This is a genomic window from Nostoc sp. (assembly GCF_036917095.1).
Classification (GTDB): domain Bacteria; phylum Cyanobacteriota; class Cyanobacteriia; order Cyanobacteriales; family Nostocaceae; genus Nostoc.
On record NZ_JBALFH010000062.1, the window covers coordinates 1 to 23,379 of the forward strand.

Annotated in this window: 18 protein-coding genes and 1 pseudogene; all 19 read left to right on the plus strand. The window is 36.6% G+C overall.

Going from position 1 to position 23,379, the window contains the following annotated elements:
* Nucleotides 1–201: hypothetical protein (locus V7L01_RS34675; protein ID WP_335042886.1), on the plus strand; the 201-nt coding region annotated here is incomplete at its 5' end.
* 885 nt (nt 202–1,086) lie between these two features.
* Nucleotides 1,087–3,039, plus strand: a complete 1,953-nt coding sequence (locus tag V7L01_RS34680) for an ATP-binding protein (RefSeq protein ID WP_335042888.1) — start codon at nt 1,087–1,089, stop codon at nt 3,037–3,039.
* Between the two features lie 303 nt (nt 3,040–3,342).
* Entirely contained in the window at nt 3,343–3,912 is a 570-nt protein-coding gene (locus tag V7L01_RS34685) for a DUF4255 domain-containing protein (protein WP_335042889.1), read from the plus strand.
* Between the two features lie 35 nt (nt 3,913–3,947).
* Nucleotides 3,948–4,787, plus strand: a complete 840-nt coding sequence (locus tag V7L01_RS34690) for a hypothetical protein (RefSeq protein WP_335042891.1) — start codon at nt 3,948–3,950, stop codon at nt 4,785–4,787.
* 25 nt (nt 4,788–4,812) lie between these two features.
* On the plus strand, nt 4,813–6,252 hold the full coding sequence (locus V7L01_RS34695; RefSeq protein ID WP_335042892.1) for a phage tail sheath family protein: 1,440 nt from the start codon (nt 4,813–4,815) through the stop codon (nt 6,250–6,252).
* A gap of 158 nt (nt 6,253–6,410) precedes the next feature.
* Nucleotides 6,411–6,872, plus strand: a complete 462-nt coding sequence (locus V7L01_RS34700; protein WP_335042893.1) for a phage tail protein — start codon at nt 6,411–6,413, stop codon at nt 6,870–6,872.
* A gap of 48 nt (nt 6,873–6,920) precedes the next feature.
* Nucleotides 6,921–7,403 carry a phage tail protein gene (locus V7L01_RS34705; RefSeq protein ID WP_335042894.1) on the plus strand — a complete coding sequence of 161 codons (483 nt, stop codon included), beginning with the start codon at nt 6,921–6,923 and terminating at the stop codon, nt 7,401–7,403.
* Between the two features lie 2 nt (nt 7,404–7,405).
* Entirely contained in the window at nt 7,406–7,570 is a 165-nt protein-coding gene (locus V7L01_RS34710) for a DUF5908 family protein (RefSeq protein WP_335042895.1), read from the plus strand.
* A gap of 9 nt (nt 7,571–7,579) precedes the next feature.
* On the plus strand, nt 7,580–8,302 hold the full coding sequence (locus V7L01_RS34715; RefSeq protein ID WP_335042897.1) for a CIS tube protein: 723 nt from the start codon (nt 7,580–7,582) through the stop codon (nt 8,300–8,302).
* 5 nt (nt 8,303–8,307) lie between these two features.
* Nucleotides 8,308–9,945, plus strand: coding sequence for a type VI secretion system tip protein VgrG (gene vgrG / locus V7L01_RS34720; protein ID WP_335042899.1), 1,638 nt, complete (start codon nt 8,308–8,310; stop codon nt 9,943–9,945).
* A 30-nt stretch (nt 9,946–9,975) separates the two neighbouring features.
* Nucleotides 9,976–10,380 (plus strand): GPW/gp25 family protein, encoded by a 405-nt coding sequence (locus V7L01_RS34725; RefSeq protein ID WP_335042900.1) that lies wholly within the window; start codon nt 9,976–9,978, stop codon nt 10,378–10,380.
* A gap of 70 nt (nt 10,381–10,450) precedes the next feature.
* Nucleotides 10,451–11,566, plus strand: coding sequence for an eCIS core domain-containing protein (locus tag V7L01_RS34730; RefSeq protein WP_335042902.1), 1,116 nt, complete (start codon nt 10,451–10,453; stop codon nt 11,564–11,566).
* Between the two features lie 449 nt (nt 11,567–12,015).
* Nucleotides 12,016–12,441, plus strand: coding sequence for a hypothetical protein (locus V7L01_RS34735; protein WP_335042904.1), 426 nt, complete (start codon nt 12,016–12,018; stop codon nt 12,439–12,441).
* Nucleotides 12,442–12,547: 106 nt separating this feature from the next.
* Complete coding sequence (locus V7L01_RS34740) at nt 12,548–16,663, plus strand: hypothetical protein (protein WP_335042905.1); 4,116 nt, start codon at nt 12,548–12,550, stop codon at nt 16,661–16,663.
* A 15-nt stretch (nt 16,664–16,678) separates the two neighbouring features.
* Nucleotides 16,679–18,274, plus strand: coding sequence for a tail fiber domain-containing protein (locus tag V7L01_RS34745; RefSeq protein ID WP_335042906.1), 1,596 nt, complete (start codon nt 16,679–16,681; stop codon nt 18,272–18,274).
* 209 nt (nt 18,275–18,483) lie between these two features.
* Nucleotides 18,484–18,708 (plus strand): hypothetical protein, encoded by a 225-nt coding sequence (locus V7L01_RS34750; RefSeq protein ID WP_335042907.1) that lies wholly within the window; start codon nt 18,484–18,486, stop codon nt 18,706–18,708.
* A gap of 27 nt (nt 18,709–18,735) precedes the next feature.
* Nucleotides 18,736–21,120 carry a hypothetical protein gene (locus tag V7L01_RS34755; protein WP_335042908.1) on the plus strand — a complete coding sequence of 795 codons (2,385 nt, stop codon included), beginning with the start codon at nt 18,736–18,738 and terminating at the stop codon, nt 21,118–21,120.
* A 13-nt stretch (nt 21,121–21,133) separates the two neighbouring features.
* The gene (locus tag V7L01_RS34760; protein ID WP_335042910.1) at nt 21,134–22,906 is read left to right on the plus strand and encodes a contractile injection system tape measure protein; all 1,773 of its coding nucleotides are present in this window, start codon (nt 21,134–21,136) and stop codon (nt 22,904–22,906) included.
* Nucleotides 22,907–23,031: 125 nt separating this feature from the next.
* Nucleotides 23,032–23,136: pseudogene (locus V7L01_RS34765) on the plus strand (transposase family protein); the annotation flags it as partial.
* Between the last annotated feature and the right edge of the window lie 243 nt (nt 23,137–23,379).

Sequence of the window (23,379 nt, forward strand, 5' to 3'; positions counted from 1 at the left end):
CAATTAAAACCGTGGTGTATTGTCCGTGATATTCCCAATCAAGAAAATATTGTTGTGAAAAGATTCCGCCGACGTGATGATGCTGTTGCTTATCTGCAAGTGTTGAGGCAGTCAGGCAGAGATATTGCTTTTAAAATCATTTTTAAGGCTCAAAACGTCCAGATGCCACGGGAGAATGAAGCTTTGAACGGTTCCTTTTGAGAAGATTTGAAAATAGTAAAAGTACTAAAATACTTTGAACTCAAAGTGGGTGAAAGCAAGGCAAGCGGTGTTACCGAGTAGGAATTATTGAGCATGATTCGCCAGTCCGTAGGCGTAGCCTGCCCACGCCGCGCCTATCTTAAAGGATATTTTGAAGTACTCACCGAGCGCGTAGACGCAAAGCGGCTTGTCGCAGACACGCTTCACTACTTAAATGGATGAAGCATTAGAACCGACCCTTCTCACAACTATCTACTATTGATTTGTCTTAAACCACTGGCTTTTCTACCACAAAGATAGTTGTCCTGGTGATACGTTTCCCCGTCTGCGCGTATGGAACAGCATATGACAACCGCTTTATATAGACAACAACAACCAATTCTACAACGTGGAAAGAACAACAACAACAGCCCTAATTTTTGCGTTAGGGTAGAAACAAATTCGTTTCCACAACGTAGAAAATGACCAAGGTAGAATGGGCGATATCGCCTCACACAGAGTCACGATTTAGCTGTGTCTTCGACCCTAAAACCTAATTACGATTGTGCTGGCGTTCAGGAGTGGGTAAATCAGCACCACGAGGTTTTTTAGCAGGAATGCAGCTAGAAGCATGGAGTTTAGTTGGCATTCATGTAAAGAATATATATTTCTCTTCAAAATCAGATTCATTGAGTATTCTTTTCTTAATTATCCTGATTTTTGTCCTTTTGATAGACTGTAGTTTCTTTGTAATTCAAATTTAAGTGCAGAATGTAAGTTCTAATAAATGAAACCCGTAAACGGGATTGAAACTCGCGATCCCACAATATTCAGATAGGATTATTGGAAGTTTTCTAATAAAGAAATCTGTCTCACCATTACTTCCATATCACTACCCAAAGCTTTATGAAAACATCCTCCATATCCCATTGGTATCAAGAAAACCTGGCTACACTGATTCAATCTATTGCTTGTATCCGTCAATACCTAGAAAATAAGCTCGAAAATAAAGTTATACAGCCTCTTCCCCCCGAAACAATATTAGCGACATCCGCGTTGGCAAATTTATGTCGCCTCTTTTCCCTGACTGAATTTGAACGGGATATCCTCCTGCTCTGCACAGCTTTGGAAATTGATCCCTCCCTTGCTCAATTATGTGCCAAACTCCAGGGAAATCCCCAACTAAATTATCCTACCTTAGCCTTAGCTTTAAGCAACTTTCCCCAAGCCAGTTGGGCTGTACTTTCTCCCCAAAATTCTTTACAATCCTGGCGATTAATAGAAATTGGTACAGGCGTTACCCTCACCCTTGCCCCTCTGCGGATTAATCCACGAATTCTCAGTTATCTCCTGGGAGAAGCAGCTTTTGACGAGCAATTAATGGGTTTTGTTCATCCCCTCCCTCTTCACCTTGAGCAAACATCCTTAGCTCCCTCCCAGGAACAGATTGTAGAGCAATTAGTTGCTATTTGGTCTGAGTTTTCCGTCTCGTCTCCCACCTTGCAACTATGTGGTGGAGAAATCAGCGCTAAATATGCGATCGCCAAAGCTGCATCTATGCGCCTCGGCTATAATTTGCATATGATGTCGGCAGATGTTCTTACCCAATCCCCCCACGAAATCTACCAAATCAGCCAACGTTGGCAAAGGGAAGCCTTATTAAGTAATAGTCTGCTGTTACTCGACTGTGATGATATTTTCTCGAATGATGTAAAATCTGCTTTCGCCGTTTCTCAGTTTGTGGAATCTCTGCAAACACCTGTGATTATTTCTAGTGGAGAACGATTACACACTAAACATAATCATCTGATTACCTTTCATATACCGCAACTCAGCTATCAAGAACAAGCAGAAATTTGGGCAACCTATCTAAGTACAGCAGCTAACCAACCTCAGGTGGAGATTACCCAGTTAGTATCTCAATTTAGCCTGAGCAATGCTACCATTCAAGCAGCTTGTCAACAATTCAAACTGCAAACAGCACAATTTCCTGAAACTCTCCACTCCAAATTACTGTGGGATTTTTGCCGCCATCAAGCCCGTCCTCAGATTGATGGTTTAGCCCAACGCATAGATACATCCGCCACTTGGGATGACTTGGCATTACCAGAACCACAACGTCAGGTACTTGCAGACATCGCTACTCACCTCCGACAACGAGCTAAAGTTTACCAAGAATGGGGTTTTGCTAGCAAAGGTAGTCGTGGCTTAGGGATTAGTGCCCTCTTTCACGGGGAAAGTGGAACTGGTAAAACTATGGCAGCCGAGGTATTAGCAAATCAATTTGGTCTGGATCTTTACCGGATCGATCTTAGTGCCGTGGTCAGTAAATATATCGGCGAAACAGAAAAGAATTTAGGGCGCATATTCACAGCCGCCGAAGCTGGAGGAATCATCTTACTATTTGATGAAGCCGATGCTCTATTTGGCAAACGCACAGAAGTTCAAGATAGCCGCGATCGCCATGCCAATGTCGAAGTATCTTATTTACTCCAGCGTATGGAATCATATCAAGGTTTGGCTATTCTCACCACAAACTTAAAAAATGCTTTAGATTCTGCTTTTCTGCGCCGTATCCGCTTTATGGTTGCTTTTCCATTCCCAGAAACCCCTTCACGGATCGAAATTTGGCAGCGGATTTTTCCTGCTCAAACACCCACCCAAGGCTTAGACTACCAAAAATTAGGACAACTCAAGGTTGCCGGGGGTAACATCCGCAACATTGCCATGAATGCCGCTTTTTTCGCAGCCGATGCGGATGAACCAGTGATGATGAAACACATTCTACAAGCTGCACAACGTGAGTATCTCAAGTTGAAAAGATTATTAAATGATGAAGAAATCAGAGGATGGATGTAGAACATCTAACAATATTTTGGTCTTGAAAAGACTAGAAACCAGGATTTCTACCATTATTGCTAGTAATATTCGATGTAGGAGAACTTTCTTAACAATGTAAAGAAATATGTCAAATTAATTTTAAAAATGTAAATATATATTTTTTCTGGGAAATTCGCTGACAAGCATTTGATAATCTTTATACAGTGTTCAATGAAATACGCATTGTGACTAGTATTTGTGGACGCTATTTTTGATAGCTATTCATAAGCATTTTGTGGAAATAATGTGTTCTCGATCGATAGGAGAAATTAATTATTGCCAATGATAGAATATGTCCTCTCATTTCTCAAAGAACAACTCAACGGCTACATCCGAGTTAAAACTGGCTCTCAGGGCTTTGAGGTTGTGTTTGTTCAGGAACGCAATCAGAAAGAAGTTTCTTTCCAAAATGATGCTATTACTGCTTTATTAGTCAACGTAGAAGAAGACTACACTTTTCGTTCTGGTGCAGCTTACGAAAGGATACCTAATCATGGCATCAACCCACCTAAAAACCCTAATATTTACCTCAACTTATATGTTCTCTTCGCGGCAAATTTTACTGATTACAGGCAATCGTTGCAATTTTTATCTCTAATTATCAAATTTTGTCAAAGTCATCGCTTATTCAATCATCATAACTCACCAACACTGAATTCTGAGATAGAAAAATTGACCCTGGAATTAGTTAATTTATCTTTTACAGAACAAAGAGAGGTATGGGCTGGTTTGGGTATGTCTTATATGCCTTCAGCCATTTATAAGGTCAGAATGATTGTCTTTACAGATGTGGATACGGTGGAAGTAGACTCTGATGTAACTGAGAAAGTAGTTATGACTTCAAATATCTAAGTTTTTTCTAAAAAACTCTAAAATTCATGTAGACTATGCCTTACAAAAAACTATTTGATTTGAGTATTATTCACGCATATTATCAAAATCAAATATGTCCTGATTTTCTGGTGGAACCGACGATTGAATGTCATAAAATGCTTAGTGGTCATCGTCTAATTGTCAAAAATAAAGTTAATGGTCTAGGTGTAATTTTACCCGTAGATGCGGAAAATCAGCCCTGGATAGACCTTGCTGATAATTTGCAATTTAGTTTTATATTGAAACTGAAAAATCAAGATTTTATAGATTTCACGGAAATTGACTGGCAACCTGGTCATGATGTTATTTATCAGTTTAGTAATGCTAAAAATACTAATATTGAAGCAGCAGCTTTAGAAATGACTAAAATAAATCTGTCTGAGCGAAAATTACCAAGAGGACAGAATATTTTTGGGATCGTGGATATTTATCATAATGCCTCTATTTCTAAAGTGTTGCATCAAGGAAATGAACATAAAATTACCTTTCAAGCCAAAAAACAGCAATGGCAATATTACCTGCTCACTGATAGTGAAACGAATGGCGATGAATTTTTGATTCAAGATAAAGATACAACCAGAAACACAGAAATTAAATTTACTAAATTCACGAGCGCCGAAACTGAAAAAACAGATCCTACACTTTCAGTTCTTCAGAAACAATTCCCTCAATCTCAACAATATATCTTTCAATCTAACTCAAAAATTGCTTGCCAGGAAGCGGGGATAAAAAATCTTCAACTTTTAAACAAGAAAAAAAATGAAAATAGCAATCCAACCGTATGGATAGAACATTTACCTAACCCCCCTAATTACAATGGAATTCAAGTCATTAATGCCCTTAAGTATCTATAAAAACTGCACAACAAAGGATTGAATCATGGTAACTTATAAAACTCCTAATGTTTATGTCGAGGAAATTTCTACATTTCCCCCTTCCGTCGCCGATGTTTCTACAGCAATTCCTGCCTTTATTGGTTACACAGAAAATGACAATTTGAAAAATATACCAACTCGCATTAGTTCACTGCTTGAGTATGAAACTTTGTTTGGCAAAGCTCAAGCATCTAACTTTGAGGTGGCAACAAAAGTTGATGATACAACTAAGACAGATGTAATTACTAGCATCAGCACTCCTGTACTCAAGTATTTAATGTATTATGCCTTGCGAATTTATTTTGATAATGGTGGAGGCAGTTGTTATATAATTTCGGTTGGTAAATACGGCTCAGAAGCTCTGAAAAAAGATGATTTTATCGCAGGTTTATCAGCTGTAGAAAAAGAAGATGAACCTACCTTAATCCTCTTAACTGAGGCAGTAAATTTAAGTGAAGCTGATTATTACGAGCTTTGTCAAAAATCTTTGAAGCAATGCAATAAGTTAAAAGATAGGTTTGCTATTTTCGATGTTTTGGATGCTTCTGAAGAAGGCGTGAAGAAGTTCCGATCTGGTATAGGCACAGAAACAGAGGAATTAAAATATGGTGCAGCTTATTGTCCTTACTTGCAAAGCTCATTGAACTACTATTACACCGATGATTCTGTAACTATCAAGGAAGTTGAAAAACCTGCTGATGCACAAAGTAAAAAGCTGAGTAGCGACAAAACTACAAAAGATGATTCTGCAACTATCAACGAAGTTGGAAAAGCTGCTGATGCACAAGGTGAAAAGCTGACTAGCTACAAAACCACAAAAACCGACCTCTACAACAAAATTCAGACTGAACTAACTAAAAAGCGCGTTGTCTTACCTCCCAGTGCTGCTGTAGCCGGGGTATACGCCAGAGTAGATAGGAGTAGAGGGGTGTGGAAAGCACCGGCTAATGTTAGCTTGGCATCAGTATTGGCTCCTACAGTCAAAATTAGCAATGAAGAACAAGACAATCTTAACGTGGACGCGGCCGGTAAATCCATCAATGCCATTCGCAGTTTTACCGGCAAAGGAACTTTAATTTGGGGTGCAAGAACTTTAGCGGGTAATGACAATGAATGGCGCTATATACCTGTGCGCCGACTGTTCAATCTCATTGAAGAATCAATTCAAAAAGCCACCGCATTTGTGGTTTTTGAATCCAACAACGCCATCACCTGGCTAAAAGTGAAATCTCTAATTGAAAGTTATTTGGAGGGATTATGGCGACAAGGTGCGCTGGCTGGGAATACACCAGAACAAGCGTTCTTTGTGAATATTGGATTGGGTAAAAGCATGACAGCACAGGATATTTTAGAAGGACGGATGATTGTAGAAATTGGTCTGGCCGCAGTTCGTCCGGCTGAGTTTATTATCCTGAAATTCTCCCATAAATTACAGGAAGCATAGTCAAAAGTCAAAAGGCGTAGCTTGGGTTAAGTGCAGCGCAACCCAACATGGATCTCAAAAACTCATTATGGATATTGATGTTGGGTTGTACTTTAACTCAACCCAACCTACAATTTTTTTGCCCTAAAAACATTTCATTATTCCAGGAGAAATCAATCATGGCAACCTCAACAGAAGAAATCAAAAATAGTTATCCAATTCCTGTATTTTATTACCGAGTCACCATAGACGGGGATGATTCCCACGCTTTTTCAGAAGTATCAGGATTAAGCATTGAATATGAAACCATCATTTATAAAGATGGACTAAGTTATAAAGATGGGGCAAAGTATATGCCAGGATTAAGCACCCCCGTTAACTTAAGCCTCAAAAAAGGCATAGTCAGAAAAGACAGTTATTTATTTAATTGGATTAGTAGCATTAAATTAAATACTGTTGCCAAGCGAGATGTCAGAATTGACTTATTAGATGAAACAGGTGCAGCAGTTGTCTCTTGGACAGCTATCAATGCTTTTCCCAAGAAATTAGATGCACCGTCATTTAATGCGACTAGCAATGAAGTTGCTATTGAGACTTTAGAACTAATGGCTAACGATTTGAAGATTGACTATCCCGGATAATCACAGATTTTTCCCATTTCCCCTAACTTTTGTAAGAATTCTCATCTAATGGCAGATCAATTTTCCATTCCGGAACTTACTTTGACAGAAAATCCCCCTGTTGGATTTTATTTTATGGTGGTGTTTTTCATTGCCGGAATTTTGCCTAACCCGTTAGATATTCGTTTTCAAAAAGTATCGGGGATTTCTGCGGAAATAGAAACCACAGATATTCGTGAAGGTGGTGAAAATATATTCAGGCATCGTTTACCCAATCATGTCACCTATAATAACCTAGTTTTGGAAAGGGGAATGGTGATTGGTTCTCCGTTGAAAGCAGAGTTTAATACTGCTATTAGTTCCATGAAATTTACACCCAGTAACGTTTTAGTTATGTTGCTGAACGATCGGAGTATTCCTCTTTCTGCTTGGCTCTTTCAGAGAGCATATCCAGTGAAATGGACAACATCTGACCTTGATGCTACTGCTAATGCAGTAGTTATAGATACGATGGAATTAGCATATACCAGATTTCAAAGTGTGAGGATTTAACTATGCCAGTGGAAATCAAAGAATTAATTATTCGTGCCAACATTGTAAATGGTAATGGTACGGATTCAGAATCTGAAATTGAAGGCAATTCTCCAGAGAAGCAAGAAATTATTGCGGCTTGTGTGGCACAAGTGCTAAAAATTTTGGAGCGCAAACAAGAAAGATAAAGAGAATATATGCTGAGAAACCCTTTCAAATTAGAAAAGCTGAAGATTCTTGTTTATGGAAATAGACTTCGTTTTGGGTTGCCACAAGACACCTTTGAAGCCATGTTTAATCCGGAATCTTATTCCTTAAGATACGAGAATGTTTATCAAAAATACCAGGGGGTGAATACCAGTGGACGCACAGCGAAATATTCTCTTAGCAAACCTCAGAAATTATCTCTCAAGTTAATTTTAGATGACACAGGGGTAGCAGATTATGGACTTTCTGGGTTTGCAACTGCTGCATTTGTAGGCAAACTGAAAGGGACGAAAGATATTTACAAGCAAGTAAATCGCTTTCTTCAGTTAACCACTTATATGGATGGCAAGAGCCATGAACCTAAATTTCTCAAAATTGAATGGGGAGACTTAATTTTTGATTGTCGTTTGGAATCTGTCGATGTTAACTATACTCTTTTTAACCGCAGTGGACAACCAATAAGAGCCGAATTAGAGACAGTTTTTATCGGTGATATCCAAAATTCTAAGCGGATTAAACAAGAAAATAAAAACTCGCCAGATTTATCTCACTCCAGAACTGTTAAAGGTGGAGATAAGTTGCCTTTAATGGCTCAAGAAATATATGGTAACTCTGCCTATTACATCCAGCTTGCCCGTACTAATAATCTCAATAACTTCAGAAAGTTAAAAACAGGAACAAATATTAAGTTACCGCCAATTAAAGAAGTGTAAAAATAATGAGTGGTGTCGTCACAGTAACAATAGAGAGTAATGGGTTAAAAATGAACCCTGAATACAACCTCATGTCAATTGACATTATTAAAGAGGTGAATAAAATTCCCATAGCTCAAATAATTCTATTAGATGGTGACGCAGCTAAACAGGAATTTGCTATTAGTAATACAGATTTTTTTAAGCCAGGTAATAAAGTCGAGATAAAGCTTCGCTATGAAGGCGATGCAAAAAATGAAGTAACTGTTTTTCAGGGTATTGTAGTTAGACATTCATTGCAAGCAGATCAATATGCTTCTCTGCTCACTGTTGACTTAAAAGATGCAGCAATTAAATTAACTACTTTAAGGAAAAGTGCTGTCTTTCGAGATATGACAGATAAAGAAATTATCGGCAAAATTATCGCAGATGGGGGATTGCAAACTAAATCTATCGCTGCAACTCAAGCAAAACATAAAGAAATGGTGCAATATTACTGCACTGACTGGGATTTTATTGTATCTCGTGCGGATGTTAATAGTCTTTGGGTTTTAGCTGATGAGGGCAAAATTACTGTAGAAGAGCCAAATCTAAACGGATTAGTAAAATATACTTTTAATTATGGTATCAGTGATATTTACGAATTTGAAATGTCAGCTGATATTCGTCATCAGTATATGTCGGTAGAAAGTACAGCATGGGATGTCAAAAATCAGAAAATATCAGTACCCCAAAAAGCTAAAAATGTCTCTCTTGTTCAGGGTAATTTAAAAGGAGAACAATTAGCTAAAACTATTGATGCAGATAAGTATCAATTGATTAGTTCTAGTCAATTAGATGATAAAGAAATCCAAGCTTGGGCTGATGCAAAGTTAATTAAAAGTCGTTTATCAATGTTGAAAGGTCGTCTCAAAATTCCTGGAGTTGCGAATATTAGGTTAGGTGAACTCATGGAGATTAAAGGGATTGGAGACAGATTTAATGGCAAAACTTTGGTAACAGCTATTCGCCATCAAGTTAATACACAAGGCTGGCAAACAGACGTACAATTCGGCTTGTCAGCCGATTTTTTTGCTCAAGAAAATCATAATATTATTGATACTCCAGCATCAGGATTAGTCCCAGCAATTCATGGTTTGCAAGTTGGGATTGTGGATAAGTATGAAGATGATCCAGATAAACAGTTTCGGGTGAAAGTAAAAATTCCCTCTATTGAAACAGATGGTATAATTTGGGCAAGATTAGCTTCTGTGGAAGCTGGTAATAAAAGGGGAATTTTCTTTAGACCAGAACTAGGAGATGAAGTGATTCTGGGTTTTATTAATGATGATCCTAGACAAGCCATAATTCTCGGTGCAGTATATAGTGAGAAAAATGCTTTACCTGTTGATTTTAAAGTAACTCAGGAAAATTATAAAAAAGGGATTGTCACTAAAGAGGGACTAAAAATACTTTTTGATGATGAGAATAATTTAATTGAAATAAGTACAACTAATTCTAATATATTTAGAGTGTCAGATAAAGATAAAGGTATATATTTAGAAGATGAAAATGGTAATACTATGACGATGAATGATAAAGGATTTCAGATTAAATCCAATAAAGATATTGTGATTGAAGGAAAGAATATAAATATTAAAGGTTCAAAGATAAATGTGAATTAATTTTGTGCTAATCATCAAAGTATGTAATCTATGGAAACTAATAGCTCATTTTTAGGAACAGGATGGAGTTTTCCCCCGACATTTCATCAGGATGGAACGGTGGAGATGGTAGCGGATGAGGAAGATATTGTCCAAAGTCTGGAAATTATCCTCTCAACACGTCCAGCCGAGAGGATTATGCAGCCGGATTTTGGTTGTGAATTGAGTCAGTTTCTCTTTGAAGAAATTAGTCAAGGTACTATTACAGGAATTAGAGGCACAATTTCTGATGCACTGTTGTACCATGAACCCCGGATTGATGTTGAGGAGATTAATATTGATGAAAGTGAAGAGGAAGGTTTATTGCTGATAAGTGTTACATATACAGTGCGTGTGACTAATTCTCGATTTAATTTGGTATATCCTTTTTATATTAATGAATCGCAAATGGTATAAGTAGCGATTATTTTTCATTAATTCACCTCAGATTTGACAAACCGTATTAACTGAAAAAAGGAAGGAAACAATGGCAAACCTAGGTAAGCAAAAAGTTTCATCAAAATTGTTATCTAACGTAGGTCGGAAAAAAAACCTTTTTGAACCAGGGAAGTTTCCTCAACCTATTCAAAATGTTAAAGCAGCGACACCAACAACAGACTTATCTGACTATCGCCAACCGCAACCAGGGGAAATGATTACTAATGTCATGGGTAGTCTTTCATCCTCACAGTCTGTACCAGCAAGAGGAGGGAATATGACCCCAGTAAACCAGCTAAAACCCTCTTATCACTTGAATTCACCTGCTACTGAACCAGTACAAAAGCACGAAGAAACTTTTAATCAAACGGGATTACCCGATGACCTCAAAGCAGGGGTGGAGAATTTATCTGGATATTCCTTAGATGATGTCCGAGTTCATTATAATTCGCCTAAACCTGCCCAATTACAGGCTCATGCTTACACCCAAGGGACAGAGATTCATGTAGCATCGGGACAAGAGGAACATTTACCCCATGAAGCTTGGCACGTTGTCCAGCAGATGCAGGGAAGGGTAAAACCGACAATGCAGATGAAGGGAGTAGAGATTAATAATGATGAGGGATTGGAAAGGGAAGCAGAAGCAATAGGAAGTAGAATAGGAAGGAACAAAGGGCATGGAGCGTCTAGACCGAAAAATATCCAGGGTAGATTGAACGAGGCACAGCGAACAGGCGAAGGAAGGGGTGAAGTAGTGCAAAGAGCGAGATGGGTGGGAGGCTATGCCTGGCGTTCGTATGTGTGGAAGGAAGCCAACATGGTGGCCTGGTACTGGCAAGGAAAAAAATACCATTTGAACACGACATCCCAAACGTTCCACATTACGCACGAGGCCGGAGGTAGTCTTGGTCATATAAAGTATTATTTTCACAACACGGCTGAAGGATTAGTAGACGCTCAACCACAGCAAGAAGAGCGTGGTACCTCTAAAGCGTATAAGAAGGAAGGGAGAAAAAAGATTGCGGTGTCTCGAAATAATAAACTAAGTGACCTTCCCGATGAGATGCAGGAATGGTTCAAGGAAAACTATATGTCAATATTGGCAGTCTATGACCCGTTTGCTGCGACAGGTGATGAGATGGCTCTTAGCGGATACGAACAGTAGTAGCCAATCGTCTAAACTCGAATTAAATAGTGCGAATTTTAGGTGTTCAAAATTATTCGATTGGCGAGCAAATGCGTAGGATTTTAAAAATAATTGCCACTAAATCATTACAAAAGATACCAAATAAAGTGGATTTTTTGAGTGCTTGGGATGAACAATAGTGCGATAGCGAAGAAATTTTGCTTAATATATTGCAAAAACGATTACAAGAATGGCGACAAACTAACTTATGCCAATAAGTTAGCAAAATTCAACAAGAATTTGCCGTAGGAAACGCAAAATTTGGCTCAGTAGATCAATTCTTAGCAGAAATCTTTAGATCAACTATGAAAATCGGTTGGACACCCGAATCCCTGCGTGCTTTTAAATGTCTAATAATAATGTGAAATTTAGTTTTTATGAATTTACATGATAATTTATGACTTATTTTGTTCTAGGTATGATAGGAAATGTCTGACTTTATCCTCATAGATGGCGACAAAGCTAATTTTAATCCTGCCTTTGGTATCGCCACAGTTGTCGTTAGACCAGGTGACTTAAAAGCCAGTGGTGCATCAACATTAGATGGCAAAAAAGTTTGCATTGATGGTGATGAAAAAAGTGTATCTGTCCCCTCGTGTGTGTACACTGCTGGCGGCTACACGATTCCCGGAACAGGAACACTAAAAATCTTGGTTTTAGGTGGCGATCAAAAAGCGCAGAAAACCAACAGTGCTGGAAAACCAGTATTACTAAAAGGCAGCACATTTACCGCTATATTTGAAGTCCAAAATCCTGCCAAACAGCCTCCACCATCTTCTACACCCGATGCTACACCTCAATATTCAGGAAGGGGGAATTTTATGAATACTAATACAAAATGGCAAGGAACTTAACTAAATTTAATTGAGCTTATTTATCTATGGATTTATTACTTTATTGGCTCTAGGAGTGATAAGAAATTTACATTTACAAGCATTATCACTCATGTATAATTAGGTCATGAATACAAACAAGCAAATTAAAGATCAGATTTTTCGGGATGGTGTGAGTCAGAGCGATCGCTTACTCAGAGAACTGGAACCAGATTATGTGGCAGTCGATGAACGTGATTTATCTGACTTCCTAACATTTGTACAAGAGTATGCTACAAAACTTAAGTATTACGATGAATCTGGCACTGTAAAAGGTGATTGGTCACGTTTCTTTGCGGCAGATGTAAAGCAAATGGTAGCTTACATTAATGACCCAGAAAGTTTCACTGATGATGAATCAACACTGAGACAATTATCTCAACCTCATCTAGTTTTATTATTTACATTTTTACAACTATTACGTTATCCGCAACAACAATTTAAAGCACTGACTCAAAGATATCTCGATTTTTACTATCAAGAGGTATTGAAGTTAACTACAAAGGCGGAAGTTGCAGACAGAATTAATGTCATTTTTGAACTACTGCCAGGAGAAGACACACATCTGATTCAAAAGGGAACTTTACTTAATGCAGGTCAAGACAGCCAAGGAATTAATCTCAATTACGCTATTGATGAAGGCATTATTGTTAATCAGGCTCAAGTAGCTAGGATTAAAAATTTATTTATAGAAAAAGAATATATCACTTTAGAAAACATTCATCAGCAAGGTAATAAAAGCGATGAAAGTTTTGAAAATATGCTGCGGTGGGCAATTGGTAGTCCCAATCAAGGAGATAAACTTCCTAATTTTAATCGGGAAGCAGTGAATATTAATTATCTCCAACAAGGTATTTATCAACAGATTAAAAATACGCAACCAGTCTCTCAAGACAACAAAAATTATATTGAAAACCAGTTATTTTTCGACACAGTAGATAATTTTAAATATTGTTTTGATATTCATGACAGGCAAATAAATCAAGCTGATCCAAATATCAAAAAGCCTACAGAAGTAGAATGGCAAGAAGTTTATAAGATTATAGAAAAAGCCTACCGCAAAAAAATTACTTTCACAAGGCGTAATGCTTTAAAGGAAGAAAGAGAAAAATCAGGATTTGAGAGCATGATGCAGATGGCTCTGGGTAGTCCTAATCCTGGCGATTATTTACCAGAAATGCCAAATAATTCTAAAACTCTTCTTGAGATATTGAATAATATTAGCCAAGAACCAGTTATTAGATATATCAAAGAACAACTTTGTATGAGTGTAGAAGATTTCCGCAAGATTATGGAAATCCAATCTACAACATTAAATCCTAATTGGGAAGAAGTTTATCGCCTCGTCGAAAAGGCACAAACTAAAAAGAGAAACTTTACTTATCCTCCCATTGGGAGAACAGAAATTAAAAATATTTATCCCAGTTTTCCAGTTGATATTAAAGAGGGAAAAGCTACTAAAATACAACGTTTTAAGACTTTTGGAGATATTACTAAAACAGCAGAAAACTCTCTTGGTTTTGCCGTTACTTCCCCTGTACTCTTGTTGCAAGAAGGTAAACGTAATATTACCATTACCTTTGCATCTCAAGGAAAGACCTTGAACCGAGATGCTTTCCAAAAGATGCTCAGTAGCAAGATTCAACCTTTTGAGGTTTATTTGAGTAGTGAAAAAAAATGGATACAACCTCAATCATTCAAGTACGAAATTGGCGATTTTATTCTAGAAGAATCGCTTAAATCTTATAACAGTTCAGCGATATCTTTAGGTTCTACTGCTGCTGGAAATGGTAACTTTACAAGTGTATCTTTAACAGTTGCGACTAAGGATATATTTGTCCCAAGTAATATAGGCCAAATAGTTGTATGGAATGACGGTAAAATATTTCAAATTACAGGAATAGAAACCAATAAAAAAGCGAACATCCAGCAAATTGATACAGGCAACTTTCCTCAAAATAACACTATTAATTTATATAACTATTCTGCTATTTACCTCAATAGCTTACAATTGCAGTTAACTCTTGATGCCACCTTCCCTGCTATTTTGCCACCGAAAGCTGAAGAGTCAGATGTTTTTATTCCTAGTCCACATCCGGTGATAAAAATTCTGTTACAACAGATATCAGACTTAGAAAATTCTCAAGAACCAGTTATTTATTACCAGCAATTCCAATCAGTACTTTTAAAAAAGGTAAATATCCAAGTTAAGGTAGAAGATATTCGAGATGTACAACTGCGGAATGATAACTCAGTTCTCAATACTAAAACTCCTTTTCAACCTTTTGGTAATAATCCGAAAACGGGTTCAAGTTTTTACTTCACCAATAGAGAAATTAACTACAAGAAATTAGATAGTCTGGTTATCAAGATGGAGTGGATGGGACTACCTAAAAACTTTGGAAAACATTATGATGCTTATGCCAAAACTGAAATTATTCAACCTGCAATTACTAATGACAGCTTTAAAACGGTGTTGAAACTGCTCCATAATCGAAGCTGGGTTAATATTGAAACTGCCAAACCTATTTTTTATCAAAATGAGGATAATTTAAGTAATTTAATTAATCTCAATTATCAAAGTTTTAATATTTCCGGCTATGGGTTCGACGCTGCTAACGTAGCAATCGATACAAACGATCCTTTTGATCAAAGCAGGTATTTCAAGCTCGAACTAGAAAGCCCTGATTTTGGACATGATTTATATCCAATAGTATTAAATAAGGTGGCTTTATCAACAGATCCGAGCATAAAATCCTTAACTGTTTATCCTCCCTACACCCCCCAAGTTAAAGCCATCTCTCTAGGCTATACAGCTTCCGTGGAAGTAGATTTTCAAGCCTCTCCACTCAATCATGAATCCAGCCAAATCTTCCATCTTCATCCCTTTGGTTATGCAGATATCCAAACCCTCAATCAAGATAATTCAACAAATCAGCAGTATTATCTCTTACCGAACTATGAAGAAGAAGGCAGTTTATATATCGGTATCCGCAATCTGCAACCACCCCAAAACATTTCCATTCTTTTCCAAATGATAGCGGGAAGTGGTAATGGGGAAATACCTCAGCCACCGCTTAATTGGAGTTACTTGAGTGGTAATAATTGGCGAGAATTTCAAGATACAGAGATACTTTCCGATAGTACCAACGGATTAATAGATGCGGGAATTATCCGCTTGAGTATCCCTGAAAAAGCTACCAATCAACATCAATTATTACCCAGTGGATTGCATTGGTTACGCGCCACTGTCAAGGAAAATACCACCGCTATTCCTGATATTTTGGATATCAAAACCCAAGCAATTAGTGCTACTTTTGTTAACCAGGGAAATGCAGATGAACATTTCAGTAAACCCCTCGCGGCTAATTCCATTCAAGGATTCGTCACACGAGATCCCGCCATCAAAATCATACAACAACCCTATACATCATTTGGCGGTAAACCAAAAGAAGATAACCGTGCTTTCACGATGAGGGTGAGTGAGAGACTACGCCATAAACAGAGGGCTATAACCGCTTGGGATTACGAACGTTTAGTATTAGAACATTTCCCCCAAATCTATAAGGTTAAATGTATCACGTCTGCCGCAGGTTCAAATAATCCAAGTGCTGCTAAGGTTACAGTGGTGGTAGTTCCCGATATTTCTAATACTGCACCTTTCTTTCCCCTCGAACCCAAAGCACCTTTTTATTTACTCAAGGAAATCGAAGCATACCTGCAAAAATATACTTCACCATTTGTGCAGATTGTAGTGAAAAATCCCCGTTACGAACGCATTAAATACCGAGTAGGTATTCGTCTTCGTGATGGATATGAACAGGGCTATTATCTCAATCAACTCAACGAAGATATTAAACGCTTTTTGTCCCCGTGGGCGTATCAAGAGCAAGCAGACATTACCTTTGGTAGTTCAATTCACAGTTCCTCTCTCATCTATTTTATTGAGAATAGATCATACATAGATTATGTCACCAATCTCAAATTAATTGAGCAAATTGGTATAAATGGTGGTTCTCAAGGTAAGTCAGATACTTATTATCAGGTAAATCAATCTAATCTTGCCCAAGTGCAACACCCGGATGCAATTTTGGTTTCTGCCTCTGAACATATTATCGATGTAATTGGTACAGAAAATTATGATCAGGAGGATTTCGAGGGTATTGGTTACATGATTGTTGGTATTGATTTTGTAATTAGTTAAAAAGGAGTAAAGAACATGGCGCAAAAGAGTAGAACTGAACTGCAAGGATTATTTAAGACAGGAGCAAAGCCTTCGCAACAGGATTTTGCCGATTTCATTGAATCCACTCTCAATATTAAAGATGATGGCATAGAAAAGCCGTCTGGTGCAGATAATCCCCTAAAGATTAAGGCACAGAGTACAGATGAGAAACTCTTAGATTTCTATGCAGGTGAAGCGAAGACTTGGAGTATTAACCAAAAGCCTCAACCGGAAAGAATAGGTTTAAATATTTCTAATTCTGGAGTCAGTAGGCTGTTTATTGCCAGCAGTGATGGAAATGTCGGTATTGGAACGACGAATCCAGGGGCGAAGTTAGAAATCAATGGTGATCTCAAGCTACAACTTGGCGTAGCAGTCAATCAATTTTCTAGTGATAGTACTCTGGCAGGCAATAGTGACCTGACAATACCAACAGAGAAAGCCATTAAAACTTATGTAGATACGAAAGCACCTCTGGCGGGTTCTTCTAATCAGGATTTTCAGACAAAAAACCTGACTGTAAATGGAGCAATGACAGTTGCTGTTAGGAACACAGTCCATTTTGAGCTAGGTCTTGATAAGAAACTGTCTTTGGGAAAAGATGGCTCATTTGAGATAGATGCACCAAATGTTGCAGCTGGTAGATTCGTTGTTACCCAAGGGGGTAATGTGGGTATTGGGACTGGGACTACAACTCCAGGGGCGAAGCTAGAAGTTAAAGGTGATTTGAAGCTACAGAATGGAGTAGCGGTAAATAAAATTTCTAGTGATGGTACTCTGGTAGGAAATAGCGATCTGACAATACCAACAGAGAAAGCCATAAAAACATATGCAGATACTAAAGCACTTATTTCTGGTTCTTCTGCCCAGGATTTTCAAACAAAAAGCTTAACTGTCTCAGGAAGTATTAGTTTTGGTGCATCTACAAGACAGATGGTTAATTTGTATAGCCAAGATTACGGTATTGGAGTACAAAATAGCACCCAATATTTTCGCACTGGCGGGAACTTTGCTTGGTATAAAGGTGGTATTCATGATGAGGATCCACTAAACCCTCGTAATGGAACAGTACAGATGGTCATCAAAGATGGCAATGTGGGGATTGGTACAAAAACTCCAAGTGAAAAGTTAGAAGTCGATGGCAATTTAAAAGTTTCTGGAAAAATTTTTGGAAAAATTTCAAGATTAACATCTGATAATGGAAGTTATTTTATAGCACTTCAGGATGATCGCAATTTATGTATTTGTAATACAAGTAATGGTAGTCCTGCTTGGTGTTCAGGCAGTAATGTTTCAGATATTAATTTTAAGACTGAAATATGCGAAATCTCCAATTCATTAGAAAAATTATTATCATTACGAGGTGTTTCTTTCTACTGGAAAGATAAAACAATGGGAGAATCTAGAGAAATTGGTGTGATTGCTCAAGAAGTTGAACAAGTATTCCCTGAATTAGTCAAAGTAATCAGTGACGAACAACGATTTGTGCAATATGAAAAATTTGTGCCAATCTTGATTGAAGCTATTAAGCAACAGCAACAATTAATTTCTGAATTGCGAGAAGACATTAAACACATCGATAGTAAATAACAATATCTAATTAAATTCAGACACAGGCGACAAAACCATGTTTAACCTCACAATTGGCAAAATTATTGAAAGCTAAATTTTAAGTTATGGTTCCTGCATAACTACCTTCTGCACGTAGTTATACACCTAATCCACCCCCATCACCCCATATTTCGGGACAGGTACATTTATTCACTTGAATATCATAGCTAAAGACAGTTAATTCCTTAATGAAACAACAACTAGAAAACCGTCTCCAAGAACTCAAAGCCGAATTTGCATCAGGACAAAAAGTCCTCGCAGATTTAGAAGCTAAACAAATCAATATCCGGGAGACTTTACTCCGTATTCAAGGAGCTATTCAAGTATTAGAAGAAGAGTTAGGTAAAAATAATGGTGCTGCATGTGAATCAGAAAAAGTAGAGAATTTAGAAACAGAGAAAATAGGGAATTAAATCACCAGCCAAAACCATAAAATTACCATGACTGAATACCTTACCATTTCCAACACTCCCCCCGAAAATCCAGGGATGAATTTCGCCTTGTTGCGGCAAGAAGGTATCAAGCACATTGAACGCCTAGCAGGTAAACTGTGGACAGATTACAATACCCACGATCCTGGTATTACAATCTTAGAGCAACTCTGTTATGCCATCACGGATTTAAGCTATCGGCTTGATTTCGAGATGAAAGACTTGCTTGCACCTGCTTCTGGAGAAGACAGGAAACAGTTTTTCACAGCCAGAGAAATTCTTACTGTTAATCCCCTGACAATTAATGATTATCGTAAACTATTAATCGATATTGATGGTGTTAAAAATGCTTGGTTAGAACCAATTAAGAATTTACAACCTACAATTTATTACGATTCGATTCTGCATACATTAAGTTTTCAGACTTCTGAAATCACTGAAGAAGTAAATTTAAATGGGCTTTATCGGGTAATGATTGAAAAAGAAAAAAATATATCTGATGAAGCCAGTTTAATAGAAATAATAAAAACTAAACTTAATCAACATCGAAATCTGTGTGAGGATTTTGCCTCAATTGAAATCTTACCCATTGAAGAAATTACCGTTAAAGCCAAAATAGAAGTAGAAGCAGGTTTTGATGTCAATGAATTAATGGCAAAGATATATTTTGGCTTAGACAATTTTATTTCTCCTAAGTTACAATTCTTCACCTTAAAAGAACTACTAGATCGAGGAAAAACTCCTGAAACGATTTTTGAGGGGTTTCCTCTTGAACATGGCTTCCTTGATGACGAACAACTTGATGCTTTCATTAAAAAAGATGAACTCCATACCTCTGACTTGATTCGGATTATTTTAGATATTCCCGGAATAAAAACAGTTAGAATTATCAATATTACCAGCGATAAGTCATCTGCTGAAGAATGGGCGTTAGCATTAGATCCTCATCTCACACCGCAACTCAAAGATATAGACCGATTGACAAGTAATATTATCTTTTATAAAGGACAAATTCCGTGCAATCTAGATATAGTCCAAGCTAAAAGTTATCTAGAATCGTTACAAAAGCAAAATATAAAATCAACATCAACTACACAAATAAAAGATATTCCTATCCCTCTAGGACAATACCGGGAATTATCAGACTACGAATCAATCCAAAACGATTTTCCTGCGACTTACGGTATTGGAGAAATAGGTTTACCTGCTTCTTCATCTCCTCAGCGCAAAGCTCAAGCGAAGCAACTGCAAGCTTATTTAATGTTTTTTGATCAAATTTTAGCTAACTATTTTACTCAATTAGAACACGCTAAGGATTTATTTGCTTTCCAAAATAAAAATAAGATAACCTATTATTCTCAGGATATTTCTAGGATTCCGGGTGTATCCGAAATTTTAAAAGATGATAACAATTCATCAGCAGATAAATGGAATGACACTGATTTAGAAAGAAGAAACCGTTTTCTGAATCATTTAATGGCGCAGTATTGTGAAAAATTCACAGATTATTCATTACTTTTATATAAATCAATTCTGGAAGAAGAACTAATTGATCATAAAGTTAATTTCTTACAAAACTATCCTCAAATTAGTGCTGATAGAGGTAAAGCATCTAATTACACTGATTCTAGGGAAGTTTGGGATACAGATAATGTATCGGGACTAAAAAAAAGAATTTGCAGTTTAATCGGAATCCCCTACAAGCGACAAACTTTAGCTCTTGCCAATAAATCGGATGAAATAGAAGGATTTCATCTAGTCGAACATATTTTGCTTCGCCCTCACAGCAGTGAGAATTCTGAGCAAAACACTAATTTTTTAAGTTTTGGTCATCAAATTTCGGAATTTAAATTAAGCGGAAATTCCAATAAAATATTAACTTGTGTATCTCAGCAGCATGGACTTTCGGAAAACGCACAAATACAAATATTTGACACAGATAATTACAATGGAACGTATTTTATTAACAATGTTCAACAAGATACATTCGATGTAGAAATAGAAACAGGATTTACAAAATCAGAAACAGGACAATGGATACAATTAGATCAACCATTAGACCCTTATTCCTTTCAAATCAGTTTTGTATTTCCTGATTGGCTAACTCGCTTTCAAAATGAAAATTTTAAAAAATTAATTTATGACATTATCAGTTCAGAAATACCTGCACATATAACCCCTTATTACCACTGGTTGAATAAATCAAAAATGCAAGACTTTGAAAGGTCTTATACTTATTGGTTGAATACAATTGCGGACACAAATGCTAAGGTAGAGGATATTAAAATTACAAGTAATAATTTGATTAAGGCTCTGGAAATTGCTAGTGTTGAAATCAGAGAATTTCGTGTTTTGGGATATATGACTATCGGTACAGATTTTGTAGTAAGTTGATGAAAATTTCAAGGTGAGCCAACAACGACATATAATCAAAAAACAGGTTATAGAACTTAATTTAAGTTCACAAGAAGGTGCTTTTGAACTACAGAATGAGGTAAGTAGAATATATTGCCATAAAATTATTCCCTTGATTGATCGTGTTTTAAGTCAGTTTAGTACTTCAGATATAATATATAGAATTAATACCTTAGAAATTGATTTAGGCAATATTGATATAAATAATTTAGAGCAGGAATTAATTGAGAAAATTATCGAAAAAATTCAACAACAGTTACCAGAACAAATTCATTTATCAACTGCTGGTTTGGCACTACCAATACAACCTAATATTAATTTAGAGCAATCGTCAATACTGTTTTCTACAATAGAAGCTGTATCTGATAAAATAGGTGGGGAAGCGAGCAAAAATCAAGTTAAAGAAGATTCACAACTAGATATTCTTAACTACTTTATCCAAACAGGTATGCTACCTTGGTGGAGTGAAAGATTAAGCAAACAAGAGCTAGAAGAATGTTGCGATCGCATCATCACAAATTCTCCAAATCAGATTAAGTATATTGTCGATCAAAGTTTTAAAAATTTAAATCAATTACAGCGTATTATTTACCAATTTTCTGATGCAATACTCCTAAAAATAGTAGGATTATTTAATGCGGATGCAGTCCAGCTTATTGCAGATTATAATACAGATATAACACCAATATTTCAGCACATAGAGCCTATGATAAATATTACAGAAGCAAAATTGAGATTGCAGAAATGGCAAGGAATATTTTTATATCTGTCATCAGATGATAGTAATAAGCTAGAACAATTTAGATTAATTCAAGCTAACTTATTACATATTACTACCAGTAATGGAATTAACTATTCTGAGTTTATCAATAGTCTTGCGGTACAAATAAATTATCGAAGTCAACAAGGTATATACATTAAAAGTAAGCTTCCAGAAATTTTAGAGAAAATCAAATTTGATAACCAAGATAAACAGTTTATTAGAGAAGAGGAAAAAGCCAATCTACTATTAAATGAATTACAACAACTAAACCTAAATATACATTTATCATTACAATATAAACAACAAATAAATCAACTTATAGATGAACTAAAAGCATTAATTAATGAAATAAAAAATCCTGCTTTAGTCCAGAGTCGGGTTAATCAAACAAATCGCTTGAATCAAATTTTTCAACTTGCTCAAACTTTAAAAAAGAAGATTAAAAAAAATACTAATTATAATCAAACTACATTTGCAAATGCTGTCAATGCTTTTAGTGACTCCGATGACATCTATATTTCCAATGCAGGATTAATTTTGTTATGGCCATTTATAAATCGGTTTTTTGTTAAATTAGGACTAGTACAGGAAAATATTTTTATTAATATCATATCTGCCGAAAGATCTGCGCTTGTACTTCAGTATTTAGTTGATGCTTCAACAGAGGCATCTGAACATATTTTCCCCTTAAACAAGGTACTGTGCAGTATAGATTTATTTACTTCTATAAACACTCATTTAGATATCACTGAACAAGAACAAGTAGAATCCGAAAGTTTGTTAGCTACGGTGATTCAAAATTGGTCGATTTTAAAAAATACATCTATAGAAGGATTTAGAAAAGCTTTTTTGCAGAGAAACGGTATTTTGAGGGTTCGTGATGGTGCGTGGTTGCTACAGGTTGAACATGAAACTTATGATGTTTTACTAGATAGAATTCCTTGGAGCATACAGGTTATCAAGTTGCCATGGATGGATAAAATCTTATATGTAGAGTGGTAAAAGATTAGACCCAGATTTCTCACAAAATAACAACATCAAGCTCCAAGGCATCAACTCTACAAACCTTGTGTAGCTAACCAAATTAGGAAAAGCATTGCCTCTCAAGAAACACATTGCGTTGAGTCAGAAATGGGGGTAAGTTGACGAAAGAACAGAAAAAATACAATCGGGAACTCAATAGATTAAGAATTGTTGTTGAACACGTAAATCGTCGTCTAAAGATATTTAAAAAGTGCGGTAATGAGTCAAAAATACTAGTTACATTTTGTAAATTTTTCTGCTTTGTTAAAAGGGAGTTATCAGAGGTTACATTGTAGAATAATTTAACAAAAGTCAGTCACAGCAAGCTTTCTACGACGTGGATTCTACATAAACCGCTGCATAAAGCCGCGAGATTCTCTGCTCGGTTGTCCTCGGGCGTATAATTGCGGTGGTGAACCACTAACGTTTTAATGCTGCGTTCTCTACGATTT